Annotated in this window: 13 protein-coding genes; 8 read left to right on the top strand and 5 right to left on the bottom strand. The window is 75.1% G+C overall.

Annotated features, from left to right (window positions below):
* Window positions 1–7 precede the first annotated feature (7 nt).
* Window positions 8–2548: an FAD/NAD(P)-binding protein gene (locus ABD234_RS11725; protein ID WP_344356360.1), complete on the bottom strand. Its 2541-nt coding sequence runs from the start codon at window positions 2546–2548 to the stop codon at window positions 8–10.
* A gap of 151 nt (window positions 2549–2699) precedes the next feature.
* On the opposite strand from ABD234_RS11725, the gene ABD234_RS11720 reads away from it, so the two are divergent.
* The 7 genes from ABD234_RS11720 to ABD234_RS11690 all read left to right on the top strand — a co-directional run bounded on the left by ABD234_RS11720 (window position 2700) and on the right by ABD234_RS11690 (window position 9650).
* Window positions 2700–3779 (top strand): amino acid ABC transporter permease, encoded by a 1080-nt coding sequence (locus ABD234_RS11720; protein WP_344356358.1) that lies wholly within the window; start codon window positions 2700–2702, stop codon window positions 3777–3779.
* Complete coding sequence (locus ABD234_RS11715; RefSeq protein ID WP_344356356.1) at window positions 3776–4573, top strand: amino acid ABC transporter ATP-binding protein; 798 nt, start codon at window positions 3776–3778, stop codon at window positions 4571–4573. Before ABD234_RS11720 ends, ABD234_RS11715 begins: the two co-directional genes overlap by 4 nt.
* Before the next feature lie 131 nt (window positions 4574–4704).
* Window positions 4705–5724 carry a transporter substrate-binding domain-containing protein gene (locus tag ABD234_RS11710; RefSeq protein ID WP_344356354.1) on the top strand — a complete coding sequence of 340 codons (1020 nt, stop codon included), beginning with the start codon at window positions 4705–4707 and terminating at the stop codon, window positions 5722–5724.
* Window positions 5721–6773 (top strand): LLM class flavin-dependent oxidoreductase, encoded by a 1053-nt coding sequence (locus tag ABD234_RS11705; protein WP_344356352.1) that lies wholly within the window; start codon window positions 5721–5723, stop codon window positions 6771–6773. Before ABD234_RS11710 ends, ABD234_RS11705 begins: the two co-directional genes overlap by 4 nt.
* Entirely contained in the window at window positions 6770–8119 is a 1350-nt protein-coding gene (locus tag ABD234_RS11700) for an LLM class flavin-dependent oxidoreductase (protein WP_344356350.1), read from the top strand. The genes ABD234_RS11705 and ABD234_RS11700 overlap by 4 nt, the downstream gene beginning before the upstream one ends.
* A 92-nt stretch (window positions 8120–8211) precedes the next feature.
* Window positions 8212–9126 carry a LysR family transcriptional regulator gene (locus tag ABD234_RS11695; RefSeq protein WP_038371548.1) on the top strand — a complete coding sequence of 305 codons (915 nt, stop codon included), beginning with the start codon at window positions 8212–8214 and terminating at the stop codon, window positions 9124–9126.
* Window positions 9126–9650 carry a hypothetical protein gene (locus ABD234_RS11690; RefSeq protein ID WP_038371547.1) on the top strand — a complete coding sequence of 175 codons (525 nt, stop codon included), beginning with the start codon at window positions 9126–9128 and terminating at the stop codon, window positions 9648–9650. Before ABD234_RS11695 ends, ABD234_RS11690 begins: the two co-directional genes overlap by 1 nt.
* 45 nt (window positions 9651–9695) lie before the next feature.
* On the opposite strand, the gene ABD234_RS11685 is transcribed toward ABD234_RS11690, so the two are convergent.
* The gene (locus tag ABD234_RS11685; protein ID WP_344356346.1) at window positions 9696–9986 is read right to left on the bottom strand and encodes a YciI family protein; all 291 of its coding nucleotides are present in this window, start codon (window positions 9984–9986) and stop codon (window positions 9696–9698) included.
* Between the two features lie 40 nt (window positions 9987–10026).
* Window positions 10027–11559 carry a M81 family metallopeptidase gene (locus ABD234_RS11680; protein WP_344356344.1) on the bottom strand — a complete coding sequence of 511 codons (1533 nt, stop codon included), beginning with the start codon at window positions 11557–11559 and terminating at the stop codon, window positions 10027–10029.
* A 162-nt stretch (window positions 11560–11721) separates the two neighbouring features.
* Between ABD234_RS11680 and ABD234_RS11675 the strand changes: the two genes are divergently transcribed.
* Window positions 11722–12246 (top strand): hypothetical protein, encoded by a 525-nt coding sequence (locus ABD234_RS11675; protein WP_344356342.1) that lies wholly within the window; start codon window positions 11722–11724, stop codon window positions 12244–12246.
* Between the two features lie 49 nt (window positions 12247–12295).
* Here ABD234_RS11675 and ABD234_RS11670 read toward each other — a convergent pair whose 3' ends face one another.
* Window positions 12296–13744, bottom strand: coding sequence for a family 4 glycosyl hydrolase (locus tag ABD234_RS11670; RefSeq protein WP_344356340.1), 1449 nt, complete (start codon window positions 13742–13744; stop codon window positions 12296–12298).
* Window positions 13741–14511, bottom strand: coding sequence for a DeoR/GlpR family DNA-binding transcription regulator (locus ABD234_RS11665; protein WP_344356338.1), 771 nt, complete (start codon window positions 14509–14511; stop codon window positions 13741–13743). Before ABD234_RS11665 ends, ABD234_RS11670 begins: the two co-directional genes overlap by 4 nt.
* Window positions 14512–14519: the final 8 nt, after the last annotated feature.

Genomic DNA, 14519 nt, shown 5'->3' with positions numbered 1-14519 from the left:
GCTCCGGTCACGCCGCCCCCGGATGCCCGGCGCCCGCGCGCGCCAGCTCCTCGCGGGTGCTCCAGCCGGTGAACAGACCGGCGCCCGGCTCGACGCGGCGCCCCTCGGCCAGGGGACCGATGCGCACGGCGTCGAAGCCCAGACGTCCCAGCAGGGCGCTGACGGCATCGGCCGCCCGGTCGTCGTCGGCCGCGACCGCGAGCGCGCGACGCTCGGGGTGCCCGGCGGGCCGGCCGTGGTCCTCCACATCGTGGTAGCCGATGTGGTTGAGGGTCTTCACCACGTGGGCGCCCTCGAAGCGGGCTGCGAGCAGCTCGCTGGTCGAGGCCTCCGCGCCGATCCCGCCGGGCGGCGTCGCGCGGGCGGCGGCGAGCGCGGCCCGGTCCTGCTCGCCCCACGGGTTGGTGGCGTCGATGACGACGGCGCCGCGCAGCGCCTGCGGATCGATCGCGAGGGCGGCGTGCAGGGGCAGGGACAGCAGGACGATGTCGCTGCAGTGCCCGATCGCCTCGATCGGCACGGCCTCCGCTCCCGGGATGCGCCGCCCGAGGTCCGGCACCGGGCGGCGGGAGGCGACGCGCACCTCGATCCCCGCGCGCTGGGCGGCTCGGGCGATGGCGGTGCCGATCCTGCCCGGGCCGAGCACGCCCAGTCGCGGGGACGAGGGCGGGCGACGCCGCGGTCGTGATCGATCCGCATCGGCCGAGGGGTTCCGGTCCGGAAGGCTCCGGCTCTCCCCCGGCGCCCCCGCCCTGGGATGCGCCGCCGCGAGCAGGCGGCCGGCCAGCGCGTCGTTGAGGCGGAAGGCGGGCGCATTCGTGCCGGGCCGGGCGAAGGCGCCGACGGGCATCTCCGAGGTCCACGCGCCGACCGCCCACAGGCCCGCCTGCGGCGACCCGTCGGGGCCGATGACCCGGTGCTCGGCGTCGACCTCGAGCCGTCCGGGGGCCGCCGCGGACTCCCGGCCCAGCGCCTCGCCCTCCTCGGCGTCCCCGACCAGGGAGCGCAGCAGCGGGTTCGCGGAGCAGGCGAGCGCGGCCTCCGGGAGGAACGCATCGACCAAGGCCGATGCCGAGACCTCCACGCCGCCCCCGCCGCGGGCGACGAAGACCCCGAGCTCGGCATCGGCGACCACGCGGGTGCGGGGTCCGAGGAAGGCCACGACCCCTGCGCGCTCCAGGGCGAGCAGCTGGTGCAGGCGGTGCGGCGGCGGGCCGGAGTCGACGAAGCTGAACAGGGAGTGCCACCAGCGCGGGTGCTGGCCGTGGGAGCTCTCGCGCAGCCGATCGGCGGGCAGCAGGTCGACCAGGGCCCCGGCCAGGCGCAGCAGCACCTGGAACAGGGCGCGGGCGGGCGCCGTGTCCCCGCCGGTGCGGGCGGCGAGATCCTCCTCGATGTGCCGGAGCACGGCGGCGCGGGTGGCCTCGGGGCCGGCGTCGGCCGGAAGGTCGGCCAGCGGCTCGTCGAGCCAGGCGAGGGGGTCGCCGTCCCCGGTCGATGGCCCCGGCGCGCCGGGGGCGGCGCGCGCGATCTCCGCCGCGATGAGGGGGACGACGTCCTCGCGCAGGTCCAGCAGGCCGTCGGCTCCCTCCCGGGCGCGGAGCTCCTCGGCGGTGACGTGGACGAGATCGCGGGGGCCGGCGGGCACGGCCTCGTCGACGATCTTCGCGTGGTACGGCACGCCCCGCCGGGACCCCAGCCAGAGATGGGGCTCGCGGCCCGAGGGCGTGTAGCGCAGGCGGTCGGGATCGCCGGGGCGCGGATCGGGGGCGAAGACGCCGCCGCGCCCCTCGGTGAGCAGGGCCATGAGGTCTACGAAGGCGAGGCCCATGCCGCGCACGATCACTTCCTGCCCGGGGCCGAGCTGCTCGAGCGGGGCATCGGCCGCCTGGGACGGCGGGAGGTAGGTGCCTCCGTGGCGGCGGGCGAAGGCCGCGAGCTCGTGCCGGGCCGCGTCGGGTCGGGCGTCGGTGTGCCCGGCGGCGAGGAGCATCAGGTCCGCGGCCAGCGGCGGGCGGTCCTCGAGGTCGACGAGCCAGCCCGTCCGGCGGGACGGATCGCGGCGGACGGCCGTCGCGACGCAGCGGTGCACGCGCACCTCGACGGTGCGGGGCAGGCGCGCGAGGACCTGGCCGAAGAACCATTCGAGGTAGAGCGCCTGCACCCGGCGGCTGGCGAAGCTCTCGGGGCGCAGGGCCTCGATCTCGGCCCGGCGCACGGTCCCGGCGGTGGGGGCGGGGATCCGCCCCTCCCGGATCCCCTGCGCCCACTGGGCGAGCGATGGTCCGGCGAGGGCGGGACCCTCGCAGGTCACGGAGTCGTCGAGGAACATCGTGACGTCCTGGGCGCGGGAGTTCATCAGCAGCAGGGGGTTCTCGTCGGCGCGCCAGATCCGGCCGGCACCGGGCATGTGCGGGTCGACGATGTCGATCCGGAGCGGAGCGGCCCGCAGCGCGGCGTGCTCGGGCTGCGCGGCGCGGGCCGCGATCCGCTCGAGCACGCCGATGGCGCGCGGTCCTCCGCCGATGACGACCAGACGCGTGCTCATCCGGTGACTCCCCTTCGCTCGGGCGTTTGTGACGCCGTGTGCAACCGCCATTGCGGTTTCCTTTGAACCATCATTAGCGTTGCCTATGTCGACGTCCACCGCAAGCATCCGCCCACCTCAGGTTCACGCCCCGTCACGGAAGGTCCCGCCCATGTCCCGCAGCACGGCATCCGGCCCGGGCAGCACGCTTGCCCGCGGTCCCGTCGGCCCGGCCCTCGACGCCGCCGCCCCGCCCCCGCACCCCGCCGCCCGCGCAGCCTCCGGCTCCGGCTCCGATCAGCGTGCTCCCGCCGGTCCCGCCTCCGTGCCCGGCACCGCCGCCCCGCCCGCGCTGCGGGTCGTCCCGGCCCGGCACCCCGGGCGCATCGTCCTCACGGTGCTGGTCGCGATCGTCGTGGCCGCGGTCGCCTGGTCCTTCCTCACCAATCCCCGCTGGGAGTGGGGCGTGGTCGGCAGCTGGTTCTTCGCCGAGTCGATCCTCCGGGGCCTCGCCGAGACCCTGCGGCTGACGGTCCTCGCCGGGACGGTGGGCTTCGGGCTGGGTCTCGTGCTGGCCCTCATGCGGCTGTCCAGCTCCCCGCTGGTGTCCGGGGTGAGCTGGACGTTCTCGTGGGTCTTCCGCTCCACGCCGCTGCTGGTGCAGCTCCTGCTCTGGTACAACCTGGGCTACCTCTACGAGCGCATCACCGTGGCGGTCCCCCTCACCGGCGCGACCCTGATCGACGCCCGCACCAGCGACCTCATGTCGCCGATGCTCGCCGCGGTGCTGGGACTGGGCCTGCACCAGGCGGCCTACGCGGCGGAGCTGATCCGCGGCGGCATCCTCTCGGTCGACCAGGGCCAGCTCGAGGCGGCGAGCGCCCTGGGCATCCCCGCCCGCGACCGGTCCCTGCGGATCGTCCTGCCGCAGGCCATGCGGGCGATCCTGCCCACGGCGTTCAACGAGATCATCGGCCTGGTCAAGGGCACGAGCATCGTCTACGTCCTCGCGCACGCCGAGCTGTTCTTCACCGTGCAGCTGATCTACGGCCGCACCCAGCAGGTGCTGCCGATGCTGCTGGTGGCGACCCTCTGGTACGTCGTGATCACCTCGCTGCTCTCGATCGCGCAGTACTACATCGAACGGCACTATGCCCGCGGCGCGGTCCGGACGCTGCCGCCCACTCCCCTGCAGCGCCTGCGCGCCCGCCTGGGCGCCCTGCGCCCGATCCCCTCCGGGGCCGGGGCATGAGCGCGGCGCCCGCCCCGATCGCCCGGCCCGGCGGCCTGGTCGAGCTGCGGGGCGTGCACAAGTCCTTCGGCGACCTCGCCGTGCTGCGCGGGGTGGATCTGACCGTTCGCCCCGGCACGGTCACCGCGATCCTGGGCCCCTCGGGGTCGGGGAAGTCGACCCTGCTGCGCACCATCAACCATCTCGAGACGGTCGACGCCGGCCTGATCAGCGTGGACGGCGAGATCATCGGCTACCGCCGGGCGGGAGGCGTGCTGCATGAGCTGCCCGAGCGGGAGGTGCTGCGCCAGCGCACCGGCATCGGGATGGTCTTCCAGAGCTTCCACCTCTTCGCCCACATGACCGCGCTGCAGAACGTCGCCGAGGCGCCGCGGCGCGCCCGGCGGATCCCGCGCCGGGAGGCGGAGGCCCGCGCCCGCGCCCTGCTGGAGCAGGTGGGCCTGTCCGAGAAGGCCGATGCCTACCCGCGTCAGCTCTCCGGCGGCCAGCAGCAGCGCGTCGCGATCGCCCGGGCGCTGGCGCTGGAGCCGACGGTGCTGCTGTTCGACGAGCCGACCTCCGCCCTGGACCCCGAGCTCGTCGAGGAGGTCCTCACCGTGATCCGCGGTCTGGCCCGCGAGGGCCGGACCCTCGTCATCGTCACCCACGAGATCTCCTTCGCGCGGTCCGTGGCCGACAAGATCGTCTTCATGGACGGCGGGCGGATCCTCGAGCAGGGCCCGCCCGCCCAGGTGATCGACGCCCCGACCCACGAGCGCACCCGGGCCTTCCTGCAGAAGGTCCGCCCCGCATGAGCGCGCTCCCCCGTCCCGTCCGCTCCTCCTCGCGCCCTCGCCCCGGTCCGCGGCCTCTCCCGTCCCCGTCCCCGTCCCCCTCGCCCGAGCCCGCCTCCCCGTCCGCCTCCCACCCTGCTTCAGGAGACCCCATGAGCACCCCGCGCACGCTCCGCCGCCGCACCCTCGCCCTCGGCGGCCTGATGCTGCCCCTGGCCGGCCTCGCGGCCTGCGCAGATCCCGTCTCCAGCGCGACAGGTCCCGGGGCGTCGGACCCCGGCGGATCGGACGGAGGCGGGGGCGGCGCCTCCGACGCCGGCGGGTCGCAGGGCACCGCGATCGACACCAGCGGCACGCAGGAGCTGATCCGGGCGAGCGCCGACCCGGAGATCGCGGCCCTGCTGCCGGAGGAGATCGCCGCCGCCGGGGTCCTGCGGGCAGGCACCAACGGGGCCGGGACCGCGCCGCTGGCCTTCCTCGCCGACGACAACACGACCTACATCGGCTCCGAGATCGACATCGCACGGATCGTCGCCGACCGGCTCGGTCTCACGCTGGACCTGCGCCTGACCACCTGGGAGAACTGGCCGCTCAAGCTCGAGGCCGGCGAGTTCGACGTCGTCCACGCGAACATCGGCATCAACGCCGAGCGCCTGCAGAAGTTCGACTTCGCCTCCTATCGCGCCGCCTACATGTCCTTCCTCGCGGCGAAGGGCGCCGACTTCTTCCTGGAGGACCCCGCCTCCGTGAGCGGGCGGATCATCGCCGTCGGCGCCGCGACCAACCAGGAGCGGATCCTCACCGACTGGAACGCCCGGCTCCAGGCCGAGGGGAAGGAGCCCGCGCAGCTGAAGAACTACTCCAGCGATGCCGACACCCTGCTGGCCCTGGGCTCGGGACGCATCGACGCCACGATGGGCCCCTACGCCTCGCAGTCCTTCGTCGCCGCCCGGCGCACGGACGTCGAGGTGCAGGGCCGCATCGACGCCGGCTGGCCCGACCAGACCCTCGTGGCCGCCACCTTCCCTGCCGGGAGCGGCCTCGCCGCCGCCTATGCCGCGGCCCTGAACTCCCTGATCGCCGACGGCACGTACGCCGCGGTGCAGGAGCGCTGGGGCCTGACCGCCGAATCGCTCCCCGAGAGCCGCGTCCACACCCAGGAGAACCCGTGACCCCCGCACCCTCCCGCCCGCTCCCGCCCGTCCTCGCGGTCGACCTCGTCACCGATCCGCTGCTCGCCCCCGATCTCGCCCGGCGGGCCCGCGCGCTGGAGGCCGCGGGCATCGGCGCGATCGTCCTCACCGACGGCGGGCTGCACCCGATCCACGCCGCCGCCCACCTCGCCCCCGCGACCTCGGCCACCGCCCTGATCCCTCGCGCGGATGCCGTGCACGTCGAGCCGTTCCACCTGGCCACGCAGCTGATGAGCCTGGATCACGTCTCCGGCGGCCGTGCCGGCTGGCTGCTCACCGCCGCGACCGACCCGGCCGTTCCCGCCGCCGTGGGTCGCGAGGCCCTCGATGCGCGGGCCGCCGCGCAGGAGGCGGCCGATGTCCTCGCGGTCTCGCGCCTGCTGTGGGACTCGTGGACGGACGACGCGGTGGTGCGCGATGCCGACAGCGGCATCTACGTCGCGGCCGCCCGCCTGCAGTACGTCGACTTCGAGGGCGCGACCTTCTCGGTGCGCGGGCCCGCGATCACGCCCCGCTCCCCGCAGGGGCAGATCCCCGTGCTGGTCGCCGATGCCGACCGGGAGGTCGTCGGCGAGGCCGTGGCCGGCCGCGCGGCCGATGGTCGGGCCCTGGACGTGGATGCGACCGGCCTGGACTCCGAGGGCATCGTCGCCGCCGTCGACGCCGCCCTCCGGGTCGCCGGAGCGCCGACGGCGCAGATCGTGCGGCTCCTCGGCCTGGTGCCCGATGACCGCCTCGCCGCGACCCTCCACGACGCCGGGACCGCCCTGCGCGGCCGGGGCCTGGTGGCACCGTCCCCATCGGCCGGGCAGAGCCTGCGCGACCAGCTGGGCCTGACCCGACCGAAGGCGGTGATCGACCCCGCGCGCCGCGCCGACCGCGCCCGCATCGCGCGCGGCGAGAGCAGCCTCTTCGCGGACCGCATCGGCCCCACCGACCAGAGCGGCCCGAGCGGCCCGACCAGCCCCTCCGGCTCGTCCTCCCCCGCCACCTCCGATGATGCCTCGATCCTCCAGGAGACCCGATGACCGCCACCGCGACCCACCCCGCGGACCTCGCGCTCGGCCCGGCCGAGCGCCCCCTCCACCCTGAGCACGCCCCCACCGGTCAGCTGCGCCTGGGCGTGTTCTTCCAGGGCGTGAACTCCTCGACCGTGTGGCGCCTGCCCGAGAGCGGCGACCAGGTCGCCTGGGAGTCCTTCGAGACGCTGGCGCGCACCGCGGAGCGCGGCCGGTTCGCCGCGTTCTTCCTCGGCGAGGGGCTGCGCCTGCGCGAGCACCGCGGCGTCCCCCTCGAGCTCGACGTCGCCGGCCGACCAGACGCCCAGACCCTGCTCGCGGCCCTGGCCGCGGTCACCGAGCGGATCGGCCTGGTCGCCACTCAGAACACGACGTACAACGACCCCGTGGACCTCGCCCGCCGGCTGCAGAGCCTCGACCTGCTCTCGGGCGGGCGCGCCGCCTGGAACATCGTCACCACCGACAACGCCTGGACCGGGGAGAACTTCCGCCGCGGCGGGTACCTCGACCATGCGGACCGATACACCCACGCCGAGGAGTCCGTGCGGATCGCCCGGCAGGTCTGGCGCGGCGAGGCGATCGACCACGAGGGCGCCCACTACACGGTGCGCGCGCACTCGCAGCTGCCCCGCTCCGCGCAGGGCGAGCCGGTGCTGTTCCAGGCCGGGGTCTCCGCCGAGGGCCGCGACTTCGCCGCCCGCACGGCCGATGTGGTCTTCTCCCCCTACGGCGACCTGGCCGCCGCCGCGGAGTTCCGCCGCGACCTCTCCGCGCGGGCCGTCGCCGCCGGCCGCTCCCCGAACGCGGTGCAGATCTTCCCCGGGGCGGTGCTCGTGCTCGCTCCGACCGACGAGCAGGCGGAGGAGAAGTTCCGCTGGGTGCGGGAGCAGCAGGTCGGCCCCCAGCAGGCGATCGCGCTGCTCGAGCAGTACTGGGGGCGGGACCTCTCCGCCTTCGATCCGGACGGCCCGCTGCCCGACGTCGAGCCCGAGGTCGAGGAGTCCGGGGTGACCCGCGGCGCCGGGTTCCAGTTCGCGAAGGCCCAGGAGCTCACGCAGGCCTGGAGGGCCGAGGCGGCACAGAAGGGCCTCTCGATCCTCGAGTTCGCGCGCGAGCAGACCGGCGGCCGCCGCGGCACCTTCGTCGGCGGCTACGACACGATCGCCGAGCAGCTCGCCGAGTTCGCGCGGATCGGCGCGATCGACGGTCTGAACATCACTCCGTGGCTGGTGCCCGGCGGCATCGACGACATCGTCGACGAACTCGTGCCCCGCCTGCAGGAGCGCGGGATCTACCCGGAGGACTACGCCGGGACGACGCTGCGCGAGAACCTGGGGCTCCCGCTGCCGGGGTGACGTCGCCGACCGCAGGGTCGGTCCCCTCACAGAACCGCCCGGAATGCCATAAGTCATAAGCAGACGTTGGCACCAGCTCGTACGATGGGCGCATGGACCCCAGACGACTGCTGATCTTCCGCACCGTGGTGCGCAACGGCACCATCGGTGCCGGCGCGCGCGAGCTCGGCTGGACGCAGCCGGCCGTCTCCCAGCACCTCGCCGCCCTCGAGAAGGAGATCGGCACCTCGCTTCTGCTGCGCTCCTCCACCGGCGTCACCCCGACCGAGGCCGGCCAGCGCCTGTTCCAGCACGCCGAGGCGATCGCCGCGCAGCTGGACGCCGCCGCGGAGGAGCTCGCGGACCTCACCGCCCTGCGCCGCGGCCGCGTCCGCTTCGGGACCTTCCCCTCGGCCGCCGCGGTGCTGCTGCCCCCGGCGCTGGCGGCCATGCAGGACTCCGCGCCCGGCGTGGACGTCACCTTCGACGAGCTCGAGCCGCCGGATGCCATCGCCGCCCTGCAGGACGGGGACCTGGACCTCGCCCTGGTCTTCCGCTACCCCCTCTCGGACACCGACGGCGAGAACGCCCTGGAGTGGACGCCGCTGCTGGAGGACAGGGTCCTGGCCGTGCTGCCCCGCACCCACCCGCGGGCCGAGGACCCGGACCTCACCCTCGCCGACCTCGCCCAGGACCCGTGGATCGCCGGCTGCGAACGCTGTCGCGCGAACCTGCTGGCCAGCGCGCGCCTGGCCGGGTTCACCCCGAAGATCCGCCACACCACAGACGATGCGACCGTCGTGCAGCGCCTGATCGTCCACGGCGGCGGCACGGCCCTGCTGCCGGAGATCGCCCTGGAGGCCTCGCCCTCCGAGGACGTCGTCGTCCGCTCCCTGCCGGACCTGCAGAACCGCACCATCGGCCTGGTCAACCGCCGGGGGGCCTGCAAGATCCCCGCCGTCGCGGCCCTGCGCGATGCGCTGCGGGCCGAGGCCGACAGCCGCTCCGTCGCGGCGCTGATGATCTGATGGCGCAGCCCACCGATCCCGCGCCCCGGCCGGCCCCGCTGCGCGTCCCGGCGAGCGCCTGGCTGAGGCCGGCGCTGCTGCTGGTCGGCGGCCTGCTGCTCGCCGCGCTCCTGCTGGCCGTGGACCAGCGCGTCGCCGCGCTCGCGATGGCGCTGTTCGCCCTGCTCATGGGCTACTGGACCTCGCCCCTGCGCTCCGGGCAGCACACGCCGCTGGCCTCCGCCCTCGCCGCCCGCGGTCCGGGCGACTCGGTGATCCTGTGGGCGCCGGGCGATCCCCTCAGCGCCCGGCTGCAGACGGCGGTGCGCAGCACCCGCACCGATGTGACCTGGGTGAACGTCTACCGCGATGCGGAGGCAGCCCAGCTGCTCGCCGAGCACGGCGGCCGGGAGGCGCTGCCGCTGGTGCTGCTGGGAGACGGCACCGAGGTGCGCCGGGCGAGCGTCGGCGCCTTCCTCGATGCGAGCGCCGCCGCCCAGGAGGCCGCGGGCCGCTCCGACTCCGACGGTCCCGACCCGGCGTGACCCCGCCCGGCCGGGCCGACGGCGCGGAGCCGCAGGCCCGGGCGCTCAGGCGGTGCCGAAGCCGCCGATGACCACGTTCCAGGGGCGGATGCTCCGCTCGAGCACGACGCCCTCGCGGCGGAACGGGTCCGGGTCCAGCACGGAGAGCACCTCGGCCGCGGTGCCCTCGCCCTGCAGGATCAGCAGCGCCCCGCCGTCCTCGTCGGAGTATGGGCCGGAGGCCAGCAGCGTGCCCTCCGCGTGCAGGGCGCCCAGGAACTCGCGGTGCTCCGGCCGATGCCGGTCCTTCAGCGCGGTGTCATCGGCATAGAGGTAGGTGACGGCATAGATCGACATGGACGGGCTCCTTCGCACGGGGGTGATGCGGCCGATTCTGTCAGGCGCCGCCGCCGCGCAGGATCCTGTCCGGGGTGGGCGCCGGGATCTCCGCGTCGAAAGGGATCATCGGCCGGTCGATCCGGGCGTGGCCCAGGCGCACCAGGTCCTGGTCGACGCCGCCGGGGGTGAGGGCCAGCAGCCAGTCGGCGGCGGACTCGTACTGGTCCGGCTCGAGGTAGCCCATCTTCACGGTGACGATGTCGAAGCCGGTCATGCTCATGCCCAGGCGCGCGAACATCTCGTGGCTGGCCCACTGCGAGCGGCGCGCCGTGACCACGACGGTCAGGCCGGTGGGGGTGTCGCCGTCCAGCACCCGCAGCGCGGCGGCGCGGCCGGTGCCGGGGGCGTCGTCCAGGGCCGTCACCTCGGCGCGCAGCGCCACCGGGCCCGGGTCCCGCGCGTCGATGCGACCGCCGACGGTGAAGTCGCCGCGCCCGCCCACGCCCAGCTCCGTCGCGAGGCCGGCGGAGCCCGGATCGACCAGGGAGACCATCAGGGCGCTGACCTCGCCCGCGCGGATCTCCTCCCGGGCGAGCAGCCGGGACAGGCAGTAGGTGGTGTCATCGGCCCCGCCCGCGCCGGGGTTGTCCCCGGAGTCGGAGATCCAGAACGGGCGCGCCGTGGAGGCGACGGCCCGGTCGAGGCATTCCTCGAAGGTCCCGGTGGGGGCGACGAACTCGAAGTCGTGCCGCGCCTGCCACACGGCGGTGGCCAGCTCGAGCGCGGCGGCGTCGACGGCATCGGCGTCGTCGCCGAAGGCGAGCACGGCGGCCTTGCAGCGGGGCTGGTCCGCCCACGCGAAGCCGATCCAGATCGACACGTCCGTGACGCCCTCGCGCGCGGTGAGCCCGGGGATCCGGGCGTACAGGGACTTCGCCGGCTCGATGCGGGTGGAGGTCTTCTCCCCGGGCAGGAGGATCGGCACGTGCACGAGGGCCTTGTGGGGGCGGGCGCCGCCGCGCGAGGCGGCCTCGACCAGGTCGCGCAGTCCGCGCTCGCGGGTCTCCCAGGCGTCGATGTGCGGGGCGTGGCGGTAGCAGGTGAGCAGGTCGCAGTGCTCGAAGAGGACCTCGGAGACGTTGCCGTGCAGGTCCATGGCGGTGCCCACCAGCACGTCCGGGCCGATCACGCCGCGGATCGCGGCGATCAGGTCGCCCTCGGCGTCGTCCAGCCCCTCGACGCTCATGGCGCCGTGGATGTCGAAGAAGAAGCCGTCCAGCGGGGCCTCGGCGAGCGCCGCGCGCAGCCCGGAGAGGATCTCCTCCTTCCACACGGCGTAGTCCGCCCCGACCAGCTGTCCGCCGGGCAGCGCGCGGGCGTGCAGCACGCCGACGTACTCGGCGGCCTCGCGCAGCACCTGACCGGTCTCGGTGCCCCCGTCGGCGACGGGGGCGAAGAAGGGGTAGCGCTCCAGGATCTCGGCGGTGCCGCGCCGCACCTCGAAGTCCGCGGCGGAGGAGCGGTAGGGCGTGAACGTGGAGGACTCGATGGCGATCCCGGCGATGGCGATGCGGGGTCGGGGCGTGGTCATGAAGGGGCTCTCCTGCGGATCCCGGCTGAGGGCGGCTCCCTCGCCTCGTGCGTCGTTGCTCAGGGAGGCTATCGGAACATCCGACCTTTGTGGGGAAGCGAGGCCGAGACCGGTCGTCCACAGCCCGAACCGTGACCAGGCAGGCCGACCTATGCTCGGACCATGAGCGAGCTGAGCCCGCCGCCCGATCCCGGATCCGGGAACCTGTACCCGGCGCTGCACGCCCGCGCCCGCACGGGACCGCCGCCGTTCCCGCGGCACCCGACGCCGGACTTCTTCCCCACCACCGCGAGCAACGACGGGCGTCTGGCCTGGGCCTTCGGTCTGCTCTCCCTGCTCGCCGTGCCGCTGCTGTCCCTGGTGGTCCCCTCGATCCTGATGCTGGTGGTCGGACTGGCGCAGCTGGGCCGCAACGCCGTGGCCCGCCGCTCGGGGCTGCGGGCGGCGCTGCTCGGCGGCGCGAACCTGCTGATCGTGGTGCTGTACCTGGTGATGCTGGGGATCCTCACCCGGGTCCTCGGGGGGATCGATGCGCAGGAGCAGCCCGGGGTCTTCTACGGCCTGGCGCTGCCGGGACTGGTGTACATCTGCGTCCTCGCCCCGCTGGTGAACATCGTGCTCGGGATCGTGGCGCTGGCCCGGCCGGTGTCCCGGCAGCGGGCCGCGCGGATCCTCGCCCAGGGCTGAGCGCCGCACCGCCGAGGAGGAACGCCCACCCTCGAGGGCTGCGCGCCGCCTACCCCTCCAGCAGCGCCGCGATCTCGGGGTGCCCGGCGACGTAGCCGTCCAGCAGGGCCCGCCCCAGCTCGGGAGAGTCGACCAGCGGGTGGGTCGAGAAGCCCTCCCACGCCTTCTCGCGGGCGAGCGACCGCAGCCGCGCGGCCTCCTCGCCGCCTCGGGCCGATGCCTCCTGCCCGTGCCGCGCCGCCTCGAGGATCGCGCGCTCGGCGGCGCGCAGCCGCGCCATCATCCCCAGCTGGCCGAGGCTCACGGGCCCCACCTGCTGGGGGTGGACGCCCTCGCCGTCGACGACGCAGGGGACCTCGAGGACGAGGTCCGGCGGGAGCTCGGGCACGATGCGCCCGCCCCCGGGCCGGCCGTTGCCGACGTCGAGGATCATCCGGGCGGGCGTGCCCGTGGCCAGCGCGGTCATCAGGCGCAGGGCGACCTCCTGGTACCCGCCGCCGGCCACGTCCTCCTCGCGGCGCTCCTCGTCCCGGGTCTCGGCCATGTACGTCGCCTCGCGCTCGTGGAGCGTGGCGCGCCAGGCGGACAGCGGCGAGGCGCAGCAGGAGTCCCCGGCGGCCTCGTAGAAGCGCCCCTGCTGCGCGGCGAGGAACTCGCCGCGGGTCTCCTCCGCGGCGGCGATGCGGGAGCGGGCCTCCTCGGTGAACAGGTAGTAGAAGAGGTACTCGTTGGGCAGGGCGCCCATGGTCCGCACCCAGTCCGGGCCGATCAGCCGCGCCTCCTCGATCGCGTCCAGCGCCGCGTCGTCGGCGAGGATGCCCGGCAGGCGGTCCTCGCCGTCGACGGTGATCGCCCGCAGCCAGCCCAGGTGGTTCAGCCCCACGTAGTCCACGCCGATCCGCGGGGTCCCGTCGGGGCCCATCGCGTCGACATCGGCCCCCAGCAGGCGGCCCACCCGTCGCACCAGGCCGATGGGGGTGTCGCAGATGCCCACCACCCGATCCCCGAGCACCGTGCGCATCGCCTCGGTGACGATGCCGGCCGGGTTGGTGAAGTTGATCGTCCAGGCCGCGGGGGCGAGCTCGGCGATGGTGCGGGCGACGTCGAGGGCGACGGGGATGGTGCGCAGCGCGTAGGCGAGGCCGCCGGGGCCGATGGTCTCCTGGCCCAGCAGCCCCAGGTCCAGGGCGACGCGCTCGTCGACCGTGCGCCCCTGGGCGCCGCCCACCCGCACCGCGCTGAAGACGAAGTCGGCCCCGGCCACCGCCTCGCGGAGATCCGTGGTGGGCACCAGGCGCGGCAGCGGGTGCGGGGCGCGGCCCGACGCCGCGAGCTCCTCCCCCAGCTGCGCGGCGACCGCGCCGATGGTGGCCAGGCGCTCCGGGTCCACGTCGTGGAGGGCGACCTCGTCGACGACCAGGCCGGTGGCCCGCGCGGCGACGGCCTCGTACACCAGCGGCACGCGGAACCCGCCGCCGCCGAGGATGGTGAGCTTCATGGGAGCAGGACCTCCAGTTCCTCCCCCTCGGGGAGGTCGATGGCGCCGGGCGGCAGGGGACGGTCGGTGACGATCCCGGCGAAGCGGGTGGCGGGGGCGATCTCGAGGAACCCCGTGCCGGGGAACTTCTCGTGGTCGACCAGGAGATAGGAGCGGCCGGCGATGTCCAGCAGGCCGCGCTTGACGGGCACCTCGCTGGGGGTGGAGTCCAGCACGCAGCCGTCGGGGCGCACGCCCGCCGCCCCGAGGAAGGCGACGTCCACCCGCACCTGCCGCAGCGCGGACTCGGTGAGCGTGCCGACCATGGACTGGTAGCTGGGGCGCAGCAGCCCGCCGAGGACCACGAGGTCGATGCCGGGGGCGTCGGCGAGGGCCTGGACCACGGCGAGGGAGGCGGTGACCACGGTCAGCTCGCGATCTCGCAGCTGCGGGCACAGCGCGGCGACGCTGGTGCCGATGTCCAGGGCGACCACGGAGCCGTCCTCGACCAGGGTCGCGGCGCGCGCGGCGATGCCCGCCTTGGCGGAGGACGCGGCGGTGGCGACGTCCGCGAAGGGGCGCGGATCCGCCTCGGGCCGCACGCTGCCGCGGATCGCGGTCGCCCCGCCGCGGACGCGGCGCAGGGTGCCGGACTCCGCCAGCTGGTCGAGGTCCCGGCGGATCGTGGCCTCGGAGACGGCGAAGTCGACGCTGAGGCGCGAGACGCTGGCCGAGCCGCGACGCCGCACCTCGGCGACGATCCCGCGGAGCCGGTCCTCGCTGAGCATGCGCTCAC

This window comes from Brachybacterium phenoliresistens, assembly GCF_039530785.1.
Lineage (GTDB): Bacteria > Actinomycetota > Actinomycetes > Actinomycetales > Dermabacteraceae > Brachybacterium > Brachybacterium phenoliresistens.
The sequence above is the reverse complement of the archived record's forward strand: the minus strand, read 5'-3'. Positions and strand labels throughout refer to the sequence as shown.